Origin of the sequence: Mycobacterium sp. (genome assembly GCF_032162605.1) — a bacterium.
Classification (GTDB): domain Bacteria; phylum Actinomycetota; class Actinomycetes; order Mycobacteriales; family Mycobacteriaceae; genus Mycobacterium.
Genome location: NZ_JAVROT010000346.1, coordinates 1 through 13,484 on the forward strand (window position 1 = coordinate 1; position 13,484 = coordinate 13,484).

The following is a 13,484-nucleotide window of genomic DNA, read 5'->3' on the forward strand; positions in this document are numbered from 1 at the left end:
CTACCTCTGCTCAATCGGGCGTTTGGCGTCGCTGTTGTGACGGTGCCGGGGACCGCTCTCCAGTTACCTTAAGTTTGGCCGATTGCCCGATGAGTTCGGGCATGACGGGGGCCATCGGAAGCATCGATCGGGGGGTTCAGGCGGCGATTAGGGCGGCGCGTGCCTCGTCGAACCGGTCCAGCAGGGTAGCTGCGACGAGGTTGTGAGAGCCCAACGGTTCGGCCATCGGAATGCCAAGGGCCGCTGCGGTTTCTGCGACGCGATCGGTGATCCGGCCGTGCGCGAGGAACCAGGGAGCCACCACGAGTTGGCGTGCACCCCGGCGCCGCAGGCGGACCGCAGCCTCCGCCACCGTCGGGCGTGGACCGGTGGCAAACGCCACCTCCGTCCCCGCCCACCGCGTCCTCGCGGCGAGCGCGGGGATCAATGTCGCCGTGCGAGTGTTCGCTGCCGCCTTCGAGGAGCCCACGGCAACGACGATCACCCCGAGATCCCGCTGATCGGCGGACGCGCCGATCTCGGACAACCGCCGACCGAGCAACGTGACGAGCGCGGGGTCCTCACCGAGCACCTCGGCCCTTCGGACGGACGCGCCCGACGCCTCGATCACCGCGGGAAGATCGACGCTTGCGTGAAAGGCGTTCGCGAGCAGCATCGGCACCACCACCGCCGTGGCGCTGCGACGGGCGACGTCGGCGAGCACGTCACCGACGAATGGCTTGGACTGCTCCAGGAACGTCGCGTGAACGTCCAGGCCCTGGCGCAAGCGCCGGATCCGCCCGGCAAGAGCCTCGGCGACCGCCGAGGACCTGGGATCCGCACTGCCGTGGGCGGCGAGGATCAGGGTTTCCGGCGGGTAGGAGCGAAGCCGCTCGGGGATCGGGTCCGGCGCTGAGGGTGCCCCCGCTTGCGGGGGAGAGTAAAGCGTCACGACGCGTGCAGCCCGCACTCCGTCTTCGACTGGCCCGCCCACCGACCGCTGCGAGGATCTGCTCCCTCGATCGGTTTCGCGGTGCACGGCGCGCAGCCGATGGACGGATAGCCCTCGAAGACGAGCGGGTTGACCAGCACGTCGTTGGCGTCGATGTAGGACTGCAGGTCCTCGTCTGTCCACGCCGCAATCGGATTGATCTTGACGAGGCCAAAGGCCTTGTCGAAGCTGATCAGCGGCGCGTTGGCGCGCGTCGGCGCTTCGACGCGACGGATGCCGGTGACCCAGGCGGTGTAGCCCTTCAAGGCCTTGCCCAGCGGCTCCACCTTGCGCATCCGGCAGCACGCGGCCGGGTTGCGCGCGAAGAGATCCTTGCCGACCAGCTCGTCCTGCCTGGTGACGCTGTTCTCCGGCGTCACGTTGACCACGTTGATGTCGTAGACCGCCTCGATGGCGTCACGGGTGCCGATGGTCTCGACGAAGTGGTAGCCGGTGTCGAGGAAGAGGACATCCACACCCGGGCGCACCTTGGCGGCCAAGTCCACCAGCACCGCATCCTGCATGTTCGATGCCACGACGTACTCGCCCGCGAAGTGATCCTCGGTCCAGCGCAGCAGCTCCTCGGCTCCTGCACCGTCCAATTCGGCCGCACCGCTTTCGGCCAGCTCGATCAGGTCGGTCTCCGTCGTCAACAAACCACTCACCGTTGCCTTCCGCTCTTCGCGCAAGCGCTCATCGCAGATCCACGCTCTTCGCGCAAGCGCTCATCGCAGATCCGCCTCGTCTGCCCTTATCGCCCAGACAGCGAAACGCTCTCCGACCTCGCGTTGTTTCACGAAGTTTCGGACGACACGCTCGATGTAGTCGCCGAGCTCGCCGGAAACCACCTTGTGTTGACGCAATTTGCGGCCGAAGGCGCTGTCCAGGCCCAGGCTGCCGCCCAGGTGGACCTGGAAGCCCTCGACCGGCCCGTCGCCGTCGTCGACCATCTGGCCCTTGAACCCGATGTCGGCGACCTGGATGCGGGCACACGAGTTCGGGCATCCGTTGACGTTGATCGTGACCGGAACGTCGAGTTGTGCGTTGATGTCCTCGAGTCGCTTCTCCAGCTCGGGCACTAGCGCCTGGGACCGTTTGCGGGTCTCGGCGAAGGAGAGCTTGCAGAACTCGATGCCGGTGCAGGCCATCAGGTTCTTGCGCCAGTGCGACGGCCGCGACGGTAGTCCGAGCGCATCCAGGCCGGCCGTGAGCTTGCCCAATTCCTCATCGGGCACGTCGAGGATGATCAGCTTCTGGTACGGCGTGAACCGGATTCGGTCCGAGCCAGCGGCCTCGGCGAGGTCGGCGACGGCCGACAGGATCGTGCCCGAGACGCGGCCCGCGATTGGGGCCACGCCGACGGCGTTCAGGCCGTTCTTGAGTTTCTGCACACCGACGTGGTCGATGGGCCGGGTCACCGGCTCGGGGGCGGGACCGTCGAGCAACGGTCGTTTGAGGTACTCCTGTTCGAGAACCTCCCTGAACTTTTCGATGCCCCAGTCCTTGATCAGGAACTTGAGCCTCGCCTTGGCCCGGAGCCGCCGGTAGCCGTAGTCGCGGAACGCCGAGACCACGGCTTCCCACACGTCGGGGACCTCGTCGAGCGGCACCCATGCGCCCAGGCGCTGGCCCAGCATCGGGTTGGTCGACAACCCGCCGCCGACCCACACGTCGAAGCCGGGGCCGTGCTCCGGATGGTTGACGCCGATGAACGCGACGTCGTTGACCTCGTGCACCACGTCCTGCAGACCGGAGATGGCGGTCTTGAACTTCCTGGGAAGGTTCGAGTACTCCGGTTTCCCGATGTAGCGCTTCACGATCTCGTCGATCGCGGGCGTCCCGTCGATGACCTCGTCGACCGAGTCGCCGGCCAGCGGCGATCCCAACACGACGCGGGGGCAGTCGCCGCACGCCTCTGTGGTCTGCAGGCCGACGGCGTCCAGCCGCTCCCAGATCTCCGGCACGTCCTCGACCCGGATCCAGTGGTACTGGACGTTCTCCCGGTCGGAGATGTCGGCGGTGTCGCGAGCGAACTCGGTGGAGATGCCGCCCAAGGTGCGCAGCGCCGCGGTACTCAGTGCGCCACCGTCGCAGCGGACCCGCAGCATGAAGTACTCGTCCTCGAGCATGTCGGTGTTGTCGTCGCCCGTCCAGGTGCCGTCGTACCCTGGCTTGCGCTGTGTGTAGAGGCCCCACCAGCGGAAACGGCCGCGGAGGTCACCCTTGTCGATGCTCTCGAAGCCGCCCTTGGCGTAGATGTCCTCGATGCGGGCACGCACGTTGAGCGGGTTGTCGTCCTTCTTGGCCTGCTCGTTGGCGTTCAACGGCTCGCGGTAGCCGAGCGCCCACTGGCCCTCACCCTTGGGCCGCTTCACGGGCTTCGGCTTGGATTCTGCCTGGGTCATGCGATGGCCCCTTCATTGGAGGAGCAGGCGTGAGGATCGCGCTTTTCACCGGCAGCTGTCCGGCGGCGCAGATCCGGCGGCCAGCTGAGTACAGGTGGACAGGTCTACGGCGTCAAGGCAGACAGCAACAGCTGCATACGCGCTTGAAGTCGACATGCCGCCGGATCACCAGCGATACGCGGGTGGCCGAAAGGGCAGCAGTCATGCTTGACATTCTGCCACGCCGGGCGGCGTCGGCTCCAACCGGCCGAATCTTGCGCTCGTGATGAGTAAAAGTCGGCTCTGGAAGACTTGTCGGATGACCGTCCGACCGGCACGAGCCCCAATGCCTCACGTGACAGACGTGGGCAAGCCGTTCGGCATCTACGTCCACGTGCCCTTCTGTGCCACCCGCTGCGGGTACTGCGACTTCAACACGTACACACCCGCCGAACTCGGTGGCGCGAACCCGGACGGCTGGCTCGACGCGCTGCGGATCGAGCTCGAACTGGCGGCGGCCCGGCTGTCGTCGCAAAGATCACTCCAGGAAGTGTCGACGGTGTTCGTCGGCGGCGGCACCCCGTCGATGCTCGGAGGCGAGAGGCTGGCCGCCGTTCTGGATGCGGTACGCGCGAACTTCTCGCTGGCGCCCGACGCCGAGGTGACCACCGAGGCGAACCCCGAGTCGACGTCGCCCCAGCTGCTCGGGCAGCTGCGCAGCGCGGGATTCACCCGTGTCTCGCTCGGCATGCAGTCGATCGTCCCGCACGTCCTCGCCGCGCTGGACCGCGTCCACTCGCCCGGGCGGGCGCTCGCCGCGGCCGCCGATGCGCGCGCGGAGGGGTTCGACCACGTCAACCTCGACCTCATCTACGGAACGCCGGGGGAGACCGACGACGACCTGGCCCGTTCGGTTGACGCAGCGATCGGTGCTGGCGTCGACCACGTGTCGGCGTATGCGCTGGTGGTCGAGGACGGGACCGCCCTGGCAAGGAGGGTGCGCCGCGGTGAGTTCCCGTCACCCGACGACGACGTGCTCGCGACCCGCTACGAGCTGCTCGACGCACGACTGTATGGCGCGGGCTTCGACTGGTACGAGGTGTCCAACTGGAGCCTCCCGGGTGGAGAGTGCAGGCACAACCTGGGCTACTGGGACGGTGGCGAATGGTGGGGGGCTGGACCGGGCGCGCACGGCTTCGTCGACGCGACCCGTTGGTGGAATGTCAAGCACCCCAACGCCTATGCGCAAGCTCTCGCAGATGGCCGGCTGCCAGTCGCTGATTCCGAGAGCCTCGACGACCAGGCTCGTCACACCGAGGACGTCATGCTGCGACTGCGGCTGCGCAGCGGTCTCCCGGTCGGCGAACTCGGTGACGCGGAAGCGGCGCGTGCGCAGATCGCGGTGTCGGACGGGTTGGTCGACCGTCTGGACGACCGACTGGTACTGACCGACCGCGGCCGATTGCTCGCCGACGCCGTCGTGCGGGATGTTCTGACCGCAGGGGACTAGGTCTGCCCTAGGTCTGCTCGGACAGCGGCACGTCCATGTCGTACACCCGCGCATGCAGCACCGCGCGGTTGCGCAACGCGGCCCGCACCGCCTGGTGCACACCGTCCTCGAGATAGATCACGCCCTCCCAGCGCACGGCGTGCGGAAACAGATCGCCGTAGAACGTCGAATCCTCCGACAGCAGTCGGTCGAGCGCGAGGACGGTGGTGGTGGTGACCAACTCGTCCAGCCGGATCTGGCGGGGCGGTATCTGAGCCCACTGCCGATAGGACAGGCCGTGATCCGGATACGGTTTACCGTCGCGCACGCCCTTGAAGATCATCGCTGAACCGTCGCTGACGGATTGCCTGGAAGATCCGGCGTGGGCATGCAAGGAGATTATCTGGAAACCGCCACGTCGCGCCGCGGAGCATCGGTGCCGCTGGTCAACGTAAAATGATCAGGTCTAGGAGGTGAACCGTGGGTAGTGCCGATGACCGTCGCTTCGAAGTACTGCGAGCCATCGTCGCCGACTTCGTGTCCACCAAGGAGCCGATCGGGTCGAAGAACCTCGTCGAACGCCACAATCTCGGCGTGTCGAGTGCCACCGTCCGCAACGACATGGCTGTGCTGGAGGCCGAAGGCTACATCGCCCAGCCGCACACCAGCTCGGGCCGCGTGCCCACCGAGAAGGGCTACCGCGAGTTCGTCGACCGGCTCGATGAGGTCAAGCCGATGTCGTCGGCCGAGCGACGCGCGATCCTCACCTTCCTCGAGTCGGGCGTCGACCTCGACGACGTCCTGCGCCGGGCGGTGAAGCTCCTCGCTCAGCTCACCCGACAGGTGGCGATCGTGCAGTACCCGACCCTCTCGACGTCCACCGTGCGCCATCTCGAGGTCGTCGCGCTGACGCCGGCCCGGCTGCTGCTCGTCGTGATCACCGACTCCGGCCGCGTGGACCAGCGGATGGTGGAACTCGGCGACCCCATCGACGACGGCCAGCTCGCGCACCTGCGGGAGAGGCTGGGCCAGGCACTGGACGGCAAGCCGATCAGTGCGGCCTCGATCGCGGTGTCCGACCTGGCGTCGCAGCTGGTCGGACACGGCGAGCTCGGAGACGCCGTCGGACGGTCGGCGACCGTCCTCCTCGAGACCCTCGTCGAGCACACCGAAGAACGTCTACTCCTCGGCGGAACGGCCAATCTGACCCGCAACACAGCCGACTTCGGCGGTTCGTTGCGCTCGGTGCTCGAGGCGCTCGAGGAGCAGGTGGTGGTGCTGCGGTTGCTGGCCGTTCAGCAGGAGGCCGGTAAGGTGACCGTGCGCATCGGGCACGAGACCGCGGCCGAGCAGATGGCCGGGACGTCGGTGGTGAGCACGACGTACGGAAGCTCTGGCAAGGTATTCGGCGGCATGGGTGTGGTGGGTCCCACACGGATGGACTATCCGGGAACCATTGCCAATGTCGCCGCGGTTGCGTTGTACATAGGCGAAGTCTTGGGCGCCCGCTAAGAGGCGCAGGCACGAACCGCAGATGCGGCTTGAAGGGCTAAGAAGGGTTTGGCGTGGCACGCGATTATTACGGCCTGCTCGGAGTGAGCAAGGGCGCTAGCGACTCGGAGATCAAACGCGCGTACCGCAAGCTCGCGCGCGAACTGCATCCCGACGTCAACCCCGACGAAGCGGCGCAGGCCCAGTTCAGGGACATCAGCGTCGCGTACGAGGTGCTGAGCGATCCCGAGAAGCGCCGGATCGTCGACCTCGGTGGCGATCCGATGGAGGGTGCGGGGGCCGCAAACGGCTTCGGTGGCGGCTTCGGTGGCGGCTTCGGCGGACTCGGCGACGTGTTCGAGGCGTTCTTCGGGGGCGGCGGCGGAAGCCGGGGTCCGGTCGGCCGGGTGCGCCCCGGTTCCGATTCGCTGCTGCGCATGCGCCTCGATCTCGCCGAGTGCGCGATGGGTGTCACCAAGCATGTCACCGTCGACACCGCGATCCTTTGTGACGTGTGCCAGGGCAAGGGCACTCACGGCGACTCGAAGCCGGCCACCTGCGACACCTGTCACGGCCATGGCGAAGTGCAGTCCGTGCAGCGGTCGTTGCTCGGCCAGGTGATGACGTCGCGGCCGTGCCCGGTCTGTGCAGGCGTCGGTGAGGTGATCCCCGATCCGTGCCACCGCTGCGGAGGCGACGGTCGGGTGCGGGCGCGTCGGGAGATCAGCGTCAAGATCCCGCCGGGCGTCGGCGAAGGCATGCGAGTGCGGCTGGCGGCACAGGGTGAGGTCGGTCCCGGCGGCGGCCCTGCTGGTGACCTGCACGTCGAGGTTCACGAGCAACCGCACGACATCTTCATTCGTGACAACGACGACCTGCACTTCAGCGTCTCGGTGCCGATGGTCGACGCGGCGCTCGGCACCAAGGTCACCGTCGATGCGATCCTCGACGGACCGACCGACATCGTCGTCGGCGCAGGCACCCAGCCTGGAGCGATCACCACGCTGCGCGGTCACGGCATGCCCAACGTGCGCTCCGGAGTCCGCGGCAATCTGCACGCGCACATCGACGTCGTGGTGCCGTCCCGCCTTGACCACGAGGACACCGAGTTGCTGCAGAAGCTCAAGGAGCATCGCGTCCGCGATGTGGCGGAGGTCAAGTCGACGCACGCGGCGCCGGCCGGCGGCGGGCTGTTCAGCCGGCTGCGTGAGACGTTCACCGGCCGGTAGGTCCGAGCCGCGATGAGTCGCGCGCTGTTCTACGTCGAGGCGTTGCCCGACGTCGGTGAGCTCGCCGTCGTCGACGGTGACGAGGGTTTTCACGCCGCGAGCGTGCGCCGCATCCGGGTGGGCGAGGAACTCGATCTGGGTGACGGCGCGGGAACGGTCGCCCACGTGGTCGTCGAGGATGTCGCCAAGGCGAGCTTGACCGCCAGGGTGCTCAGCAGACGGTTCGTCGCGCCGCCGCGCCCCGAGGTCACCGTCGTTCAGGCGTTGCCCAAGTCCGATCGGTCCGAGTTGGCGATCGAAGTCGCCACCGAAGCGGGCGCGGACGCGTTCGTGGCCTGGCAGTCGGACCGCTGCGTGGCCCGCTGGGACGGATCAGCGAAGGTGCAGAAGGGGCTGCGGCGTTGGCAGGCGGTCGCGCGTTCGGCCGCCAGGCAGTCGCGCAGGCCCCACGTCCCGCCGGTCACGACACTGGTGTCCACCAAGGAGCTGGCCGCCACCGTGAGATCGGTCGCCGACGCGTCGGTGGTGCTGGTGCTGCACGAGTCCGCCACCGAGCCGCTGAGCGCCGCTCGCCTTGGCGGGGCCGAGTCGGTGATGGTGATCATCGGTCCCGAGGGCGGCATCGGCGACGACGAGATGGCCGTGCTGACGGGCGCAGGCGCAACGGCCGTCCGCCTCGGCCCAAGTGTGCTGCGGACCACGACGGCAGCCGCAGTGGCGCTTGGATCACTAGGGGTTCTGACGCCCCGCTGGCGCATCTGACTCCGATGGCTGCCAATCGGCAACCATTTGCAGCCATTGGAATTAAACCTCTGAGCAGTGCGTTTGATTCATTGGTACGGCAGGAAGGCTCTACCGCCGTACGCATTTGAATAACTACAGAGGGCAGAAAAGAAGAGATGAAGATGAAGAAGTTCGGACTTGCCGCCATCGTTGCCAGCGGAATGACCGCTGGGATCCTTGGCGTCGCTTCTCCGATCCAGGCCGTTGCCTCGGCCGAAGCACTACCCGTGGTGGAACTGCCCGGGTACTCGACGGGCGTCGACCATCACCAGTGGATCGACACGGTGCACCCCGACGTCAGGGTGCCTCAGGTCGACACGACCGTACGTCAAAGCCGCTGATTCAGCGATGACTCGAGAAGGGGCACCCGCGAGGGTGCCCCTTCTTCGTGTGGCGGGCCCGTCGACCGGTCGAAGCCGGACCATTGGGGCGCGATGCTGACCGGCGGTAAGCTGACCACACTCACCATCGACCTGAGCACGGAAAGCAGGCACTGAACACCACGTGACTCCCCGCGAGACGAACGCCGCCTCCGACAGCACGGTACGAAGCAACAACGGTGTACGAAGCAACATCAACGTGCCGCCCGACTTGGTCGTGGGCCTGCTCGGTTCCGCCGACGAGAACCTGCGCGCGCTCGAGGGCCTGCTGACTGCCGACATCCACGTCCGCGGCAACGCTTTGACCCTGTCCGGCGAGCCCGCCGACGTGGCGCTGGCCGAGCGCGTGATGACCGAGCTGATCGCGGTCGTCGCCGGTGGCCAGACCCTGACACCTGACGCCGTTCGCCGCAGCGTCGGCATGGTGACCGGCACCGGCAATGAATCACCCGCCGAGGTGCTGACACTGGACATTCTGTCCCGACGCGGCAAGACGATTCGGCCCAAGACGCTCAACCAGAAGCGCTACGTCGACGCGATCGATGCGCACACCATCGTGTTCGGTGTCGGGCCGGCCGGTACCGGCAAGACCTACCTCGCGATGGCCAAGGCGGTCAATGCGCTTCAGACTAAGCAGGTCTCGCGCATCATCCTCACTCGCCCCGCCGTCGAAGCCGGTGAGCGGCTCGGCTTCCTGCCTGGGACGCTCAGCGAGAAGATCGACCCGTACCTGCGTCCGCTGTATGACGCCCTGCACGACATGATGGACCCCGAGCTGATCCCAAAGCTGATGAGCGCCGGGGTGATCGAGGTCGCGCCGCTGGCGTACATGCGTGGCCGCTCGCTCAACGACGCGTTCATCATCCTCGACGAGGCCCAGAACACCACACCCGAACAGATGAAGATGTTCCTGACGCGTCTGGGATTCGGGTCCAAGATCGTCGTGACGGGCGACTCGACGCAGGTCGATCTGCACGGTGCCAAGTCGGGACTCAGTGCCGCCATGGACATCCTCGACGACATCGACGACATCCACTTCTCGGAACTCACCAGCGCCGACGTGGTGCGTCACCGGCTGGTGTCCGAGATCGTCGATGCGTACGCCAGATCCGAGGCCGCGGCGACGCCGATGAACCGCGCCGAGCGTCGGTCCGGAACCGGTAGGCCTCGCCGGTGAGCATCGAGGTGTCCAACGAGTCGGGCGTCGACGTCTCCGAGAACGAACTGATCAGCGTCGCGCGGTTCGTCATCAAGAAGATGGACGTCAACCCCGCGGCCGAACTGTCCATGGTGCTGCTCGACACCCCGGCGATGGCCGATCTGCACATGCGGTGGATGGACCTGCCAGGACCGACCGACGTGATGAGCTTCCCGATGGACGAGCTCGAGCCGGGCGGCCGCCCCGATGCGCCCGAACCGGGACCGTCGATGCTCGGCGACATCGTGCTCTGCCCGGAGTTCGCGGCCAAACAGGCTGAGACGGTGGGGCATTCGCTCGCCCAGGAGCTCGCGCTGCTGACCGTGCACGGGGTGCTGCATCTCCTCGGCTACGACCACGCCGAACCCGACGAGGAGAGGGAGATGTTCGCCCTGCAACGCGAGCTGCTCGAGGAGTGGGTTGCCGATCAGGTCGCCGCCTACCACCAGGACCGCCAAAGCGAGAAGGACCGGCGTCTGTTGGACAAGTCTCAGTACTTCGACGAACCGTGACCGGATTCGCCTCCCTGCTGGGCGCGGTCGCGCTGATCGCACTCGGCGGCGTGTTCGCGGCGATCGACGCCGCCATCGGCACGGTCTCCATCGCCAGGGTCGACGAACTGGTCCGCGAGGATCGGCCCGGTGCCGCGCGGCTGGGCCGCCTGATGGGCGACCGGCCGCGTTACATCAATCTGATCGTCCTGCTGCGCATCACGTGCGAGACGGCCGCCACGGTGCTGCTGGTGGCCTTCCTGTACGAGGACCTCGGGCTGAAGTGGGGTCTTCTCGCGGCGGCCGCCATCATGGTGGTGGTCAGCTTCGTGGCCATCGGGGTCGGGCCGCGCACCCTGGGTCGACAGCACGCCTACACCATCGCGTTGGGGGCAGTCCTTCCGCTGCAAGCGATTTCGGTGCTGCTGACCCCCATCAGCCGGCTGCTGGTCCTGCTCGGCAACGCGCTGACGCCCGGCCGCGGCTTCCGCAACGGCCCGTTCGCCTCCGAGATCGAGCTGCGGGAGGTCGTCGACCTCGCCCAGCAGAGTGGCGTCGTCGCCGACGACGAGCGCAGGATGATCCAGTCGGTGTTCGACCTCGGCGACACCATCGCCCGTGAGGTGATGGTGCCGCGGACCGAGATGGTGTGGATCGAAAGTGATAAGACAGCTGGTCAAGCCACCTCTTTAGCCGTGCGCAGCGGGCACTCCCGGATGCCGGTGGTCGGCGACAACGTCGACGACATCATCGGCGTGGTCTATCTCAAGGACCTCGTCCAGCAGACGTACTCCTCGACCAACGGGGGCATCGACACCAGGGTGGGCGAGGTCATGCGCCCTCCGGTGTTCGTGCCGGACTCCAAGCCCTTGGACGCCCTGCTGCGGGAAATGCAGCGGGACCGCAACCACATGGCCCTGCTCGTCGACGAATACGGCGCGATCGCGGGTCTCGTCACCATCGAGGACGTGCTGGAAGAGATCGTCGGTGAGATTGCCGACGAGTACGACACCGACGAGGTCGCGCCCGTAGAAGACTTGGGTGAGAAGAGTTTTCGAGTGTCTGCGCGGTTGCCGCTGGAGGATCTCGCCGAACTGTACGAGCTGGAACTCGACGACGACCTGGACGTCGACACCGTCGGCGGGTTGCTCGCCCACGAGCTGGGTCGGGTACCGCTGCCCGGCGCCGAGGTCACCTGGGATGCCTTGCGCCTGCGTGCCGAGGGCGGTGCCGACCACCGCGGCCGGGTGCGCGTCGGCACCGTACTGGTCAGACCGACCGAACCTCAGGAGGAGAGCCGATCATGAGCTTGGACGCCGATGATGCCAAGTTGGTGGTGCTCGCCCGTGGCGCCATGGGGCGCGCGGAGGCCGGCAGCGGCGCGGCAGTGCGTGCCCTGGACGGGCGGACCTACGTCGGCGCGCCGGTGACACTCGATGCCCTGACGTTGACGGCATTGCAGGCGGCGGTGGCAGCCGCGGTGTCCAGTGGCGCGACGGGTCTGGAGGCTGCCGTCCTGGTGGCTGGCTCGGACGACGACGCAGGCGTCGCCGCGGTCATGGAACTGACGGCCGAGGCCGCGGTCATCGTCACCGACCGTGCGGGGAATCCGTTGTGACCGAGTTTCGCTCAGGCTTCGTGTGTTTCGTCGGCCGACCCAATACGGGCAAGTCGACACTGACCAACGCGCTCGTCGGCGCCAAGGTCGCCATCACGTCGAACCGTCCGCAGACCACCCGCCACACCATCCGCGGCATCGTGCACCGCGATGACTTCCAGATCATCCTCGTCGACACGCCGGGGCTGCACCGGCCCCGCACCCTGCTCGGAGAGCGGCTGAACGAGCTGGTGAAGGCCACGTACTCACAAGTCGACATCATCGGCCTCTGCATCCCCGCCGACGAGACGATCGGCCCCGGTGACCGGTGGATCTACGAGCAGATCCGCGCCGTCGCACCGCACACCACGCTGATCGTCATCGTGACCAAGATCGACAAGGTCTCCAAGGAGAAGGTCGCGGCTCAGCTGATGGCGGCCAATGAGCTCACGACGGGGTCCGCCGAGATCGTGCCGGTGTCGGCCACGACCGGCAACCAGGTCGACCTCCTCACTAGCGTGCTGGCAGGGCAGCTGCCGCCGGGCCCGGCGTTCTATCCGGACGGCGAGCTGACCGACGAGCCGGAGGAAACCCTCATGGCCGAGCTGATCCGCGAGGCCGCGCTCGAAGGGGTGCGCGACGAGCTGCCGCACTCGTTGGCCGTCGTCATCGACGAGGTGGAGACGCGGCCGGGCCGCTCGGAGGAACAAGGGGACCTCATCGACGTCCACGCCATCCTCTACGTCGAGCGCGACTCACAAAAGGGAATCATCATCGGCAAGGGCGGCGCCCGGTTGCGAGAGGTGGGCACCGCCGCGCGTCTTCAGATCGAGACGCTGCTCGGCACCAAGGTGTACCTGGACCTGCGGGTCAAGATCGCGAAGAACTGGCAGCGCGACCCCAAACAGCTTGGCAGGCTTGGCTTCTGAGCGCTTGCGCGAAGAACGATTGGCCCAGTTGAGCGCTTGCGCGAAGGACGATGGGCCCAGTTGAGCGCTTGCGCGAAGAACGATTGGCACCGTAGGGGTCAGGCGGGTTGGCCGTAGACCGCGACGACGACGGTGCGGTCGAGGATGTTCTCCGACCACACCCCCATTTGGGTGTTGGCGCAGTTCGACATGATCGCGCCGACACCGCACGCATCATGTTGCTGACCAACACCGACGGGACATTACGGCACGGGCACTTCCCACCAAACCTCCGGCTGATCAGCCACCCAGGCGCCGACCGCCTCGAGTGCGGCAGCCAGCGAGATCAGCAGCGGTTCGCTGTTCGCCGGTCCCATCAGCTGCACTCCGATCGGAAGGCCGTCGGAGGTGAAGCCAGCGGGAATGTTGATCGACGGCCAGCCGAGAAGGTTCCAGGGCCAGGTCACAGGGCATGCCCGGATCATCGCGCGGTCCGTGGACAACCCGCCGCGCCGGTCGAAGTCGTCGACCCTGGGGGGCGGCAGCGCCGTCGTCGGGGCCAGG

Annotated in this window: 16 protein-coding genes and 1 pseudogene; 10 read left to right on the plus strand and 7 right to left on the minus strand. The window is 67.1% G+C overall.

The window, feature by feature from the left end; all coding sequences use genetic code 11:
- Positions 1-136 precede the first annotated feature (136 nt).
- The 4 genes from QOI01_RS19545 to QOI01_RS19560 form a co-directional block, all read right to left on the minus strand.
- Positions 137-880 (minus strand): sirohydrochlorin chelatase, encoded by a 744-nt coding sequence (locus tag QOI01_RS19545; RefSeq protein WP_526383847.1) that lies wholly within the window; start codon positions 878-880, stop codon positions 137-139.
- Positions 881-927: 47 nt separating this feature from the next.
- The gene (locus QOI01_RS19550; RefSeq protein ID WP_526383818.1) at positions 928-1,635 is read right to left on the minus strand and encodes a phosphoadenylyl-sulfate reductase; all 708 of its coding nucleotides are present in this window, start codon (positions 1,633-1,635) and stop codon (positions 928-930) included.
- A gap of 60 nt (positions 1,636-1,695) precedes the next feature.
- Positions 1,696-3,375: a nitrite/sulfite reductase gene (locus tag QOI01_RS19555; RefSeq protein ID WP_526383820.1), complete on the minus strand. Its 1,680-nt coding sequence runs from the start codon at positions 3,373-3,375 to the stop codon at positions 1,696-1,698.
- A gap of 112 nt (positions 3,376-3,487) precedes the next feature.
- Positions 3,488-3,589, minus strand: a complete 102-nt coding sequence (locus tag QOI01_RS19560; protein ID WP_526383822.1) for an Ms4527A family Cys-rich leader peptide — start codon at positions 3,587-3,589, stop codon at positions 3,488-3,490.
- An 84-nt stretch (positions 3,590-3,673) separates the two neighbouring features.
- Here QOI01_RS19560 and hemW point away from each other — a divergent pair, with 84 nt between their 5' ends.
- Complete coding sequence (hemW, locus tag QOI01_RS19565; RefSeq protein WP_526383824.1) at positions 3,674-4,864, plus strand: radical SAM family heme chaperone HemW; 1,191 nt, start codon at positions 3,674-3,676, stop codon at positions 4,862-4,864.
- Between the two features lie 7 nt (positions 4,865-4,871).
- Here the strand turns inward: hemW and QOI01_RS19570 are convergent, their stop codons facing one another.
- Positions 4,872-5,186: a type II toxin-antitoxin system VapB family antitoxin gene (locus QOI01_RS19570; RefSeq protein WP_526383826.1), complete on the minus strand. Its 315-nt coding sequence runs from the start codon at positions 5,184-5,186 to the stop codon at positions 4,872-4,874.
- Positions 5,187-5,323: 137 nt separating this feature from the next.
- Between QOI01_RS19570 and hrcA the strand changes: the two genes are divergently transcribed.
- The 9 genes from hrcA to era all read left to right on the plus strand — a co-directional run bounded on the left by hrcA (position 5,324) and on the right by era (position 12,941).
- Entirely contained in the window at positions 5,324-6,355 is a 1,032-nt protein-coding gene (gene hrcA / locus QOI01_RS19575; RefSeq protein WP_526383828.1) for a heat-inducible transcriptional repressor HrcA, read from the plus strand.
- A gap of 53 nt (positions 6,356-6,408) precedes the next feature.
- Positions 6,409-7,563: a molecular chaperone DnaJ gene (gene dnaJ, locus QOI01_RS19580; RefSeq protein ID WP_526383830.1), complete on the plus strand. Its 1,155-nt coding sequence runs from the start codon at positions 6,409-6,411 to the stop codon at positions 7,561-7,563.
- 12 nt (positions 7,564-7,575) lie between these two features.
- Entirely contained in the window at positions 7,576-8,325 is a 750-nt protein-coding gene (locus QOI01_RS19585) for a 16S rRNA (uracil(1498)-N(3))-methyltransferase (RefSeq protein WP_526383832.1), read from the plus strand.
- A 143-nt stretch (positions 8,326-8,468) separates the two neighbouring features.
- Complete coding sequence (locus QOI01_RS19590; protein ID WP_526383834.1) at positions 8,469-8,687, plus strand: hypothetical protein; 219 nt, start codon at positions 8,469-8,471, stop codon at positions 8,685-8,687.
- 163 nt (positions 8,688-8,850) lie between these two features.
- Entirely contained in the window at positions 8,851-9,903 is a 1,053-nt protein-coding gene (locus QOI01_RS19595; protein ID WP_526383836.1) for a PhoH family protein, read from the plus strand.
- Positions 9,900-10,436, plus strand: coding sequence for an rRNA maturation RNase YbeY (gene ybeY / locus QOI01_RS19600; RefSeq protein WP_526383838.1), 537 nt, complete (start codon positions 9,900-9,902; stop codon positions 10,434-10,436). The genes QOI01_RS19595 and ybeY overlap by 4 nt, the downstream gene beginning before the upstream one ends.
- A complete protein-coding gene (locus tag QOI01_RS19605) occupies positions 10,433-11,722 on the plus strand; it encodes a CNNM domain-containing protein (RefSeq protein ID WP_526383840.1) in 1,290 nt (429 codons plus the stop codon). The genes ybeY and QOI01_RS19605 overlap by 4 nt, the downstream gene beginning before the upstream one ends.
- Positions 11,719-12,033, plus strand: a complete 315-nt coding sequence (locus tag QOI01_RS19610; RefSeq protein WP_526383841.1) for a cytidine deaminase-like protein — start codon at positions 11,719-11,721, stop codon at positions 12,031-12,033. The genes QOI01_RS19605 and QOI01_RS19610 overlap by 4 nt, the downstream gene beginning before the upstream one ends.
- On the plus strand, positions 12,030-12,941 hold the full coding sequence (gene era, locus QOI01_RS19615; protein ID WP_526383843.1) for a GTPase Era: 912 nt from the start codon (positions 12,030-12,032) through the stop codon (positions 12,939-12,941). The genes QOI01_RS19610 and era overlap by 4 nt, the downstream gene beginning before the upstream one ends.
- A 98-nt stretch (positions 12,942-13,039) precedes the next feature.
- Here era and QOI01_RS19620 read toward each other — a convergent pair.
- Together QOI01_RS19620 and QOI01_RS19625 are read right to left on the minus strand one after the other, a co-directional pair.
- Positions 13,040-13,138: pseudogene (locus tag QOI01_RS19620) on the minus strand (CAP domain-containing protein); the annotation flags it as partial.
- Positions 13,139-13,183: 45 nt separating this feature from the next.
- On the minus strand, positions 13,184-13,484 hold a 301-nt coding region (locus tag QOI01_RS19625; RefSeq protein WP_526383845.1), incomplete at its 5' end, for an amidase family protein.

Excerpts from the sequence above, each read along its gene's own strand:
- QOI01_RS19555 (WP_526383820.1), bottom strand. The coding sequence starts at position 3,375 with ATGACCCAGGCAGAATCCAAGCCGAAGCCCGTGAAGCGGCCCAAGGGT.
- QOI01_RS19560 (WP_526383822.1), bottom strand. The coding sequence starts at position 3,589 with ATGTCAAGCATGACTGCTGCCCTTTCGGCCACCCGCGTATCGCTGGTG.
- hemW (WP_526383824.1), top strand. The coding sequence starts at position 3,674 with ATGACCGTCCGACCGGCACGAGCCCCAATGCCTCACGTGACAGACGTG.
- QOI01_RS19570 (WP_526383826.1), bottom strand. The coding sequence starts at position 5,186 with ATGATCTTCAAGGGCGTGCGCGACGGTAAACCGTATCCGGATCACGGC.
- QOI01_RS19585 (WP_526383832.1), top strand. The coding sequence starts at position 7,576 with ATGAGTCGCGCGCTGTTCTACGTCGAGGCGTTGCCCGACGTCGGTGAG.
- QOI01_RS19590 (WP_526383834.1), top strand. The coding sequence starts at position 8,469 with ATGAAGAAGTTCGGACTTGCCGCCATCGTTGCCAGCGGAATGACCGCT.
- QOI01_RS19610 (WP_526383841.1), top strand. The coding sequence starts at position 11,719 with ATGAGCTTGGACGCCGATGATGCCAAGTTGGTGGTGCTCGCCCGTGGC.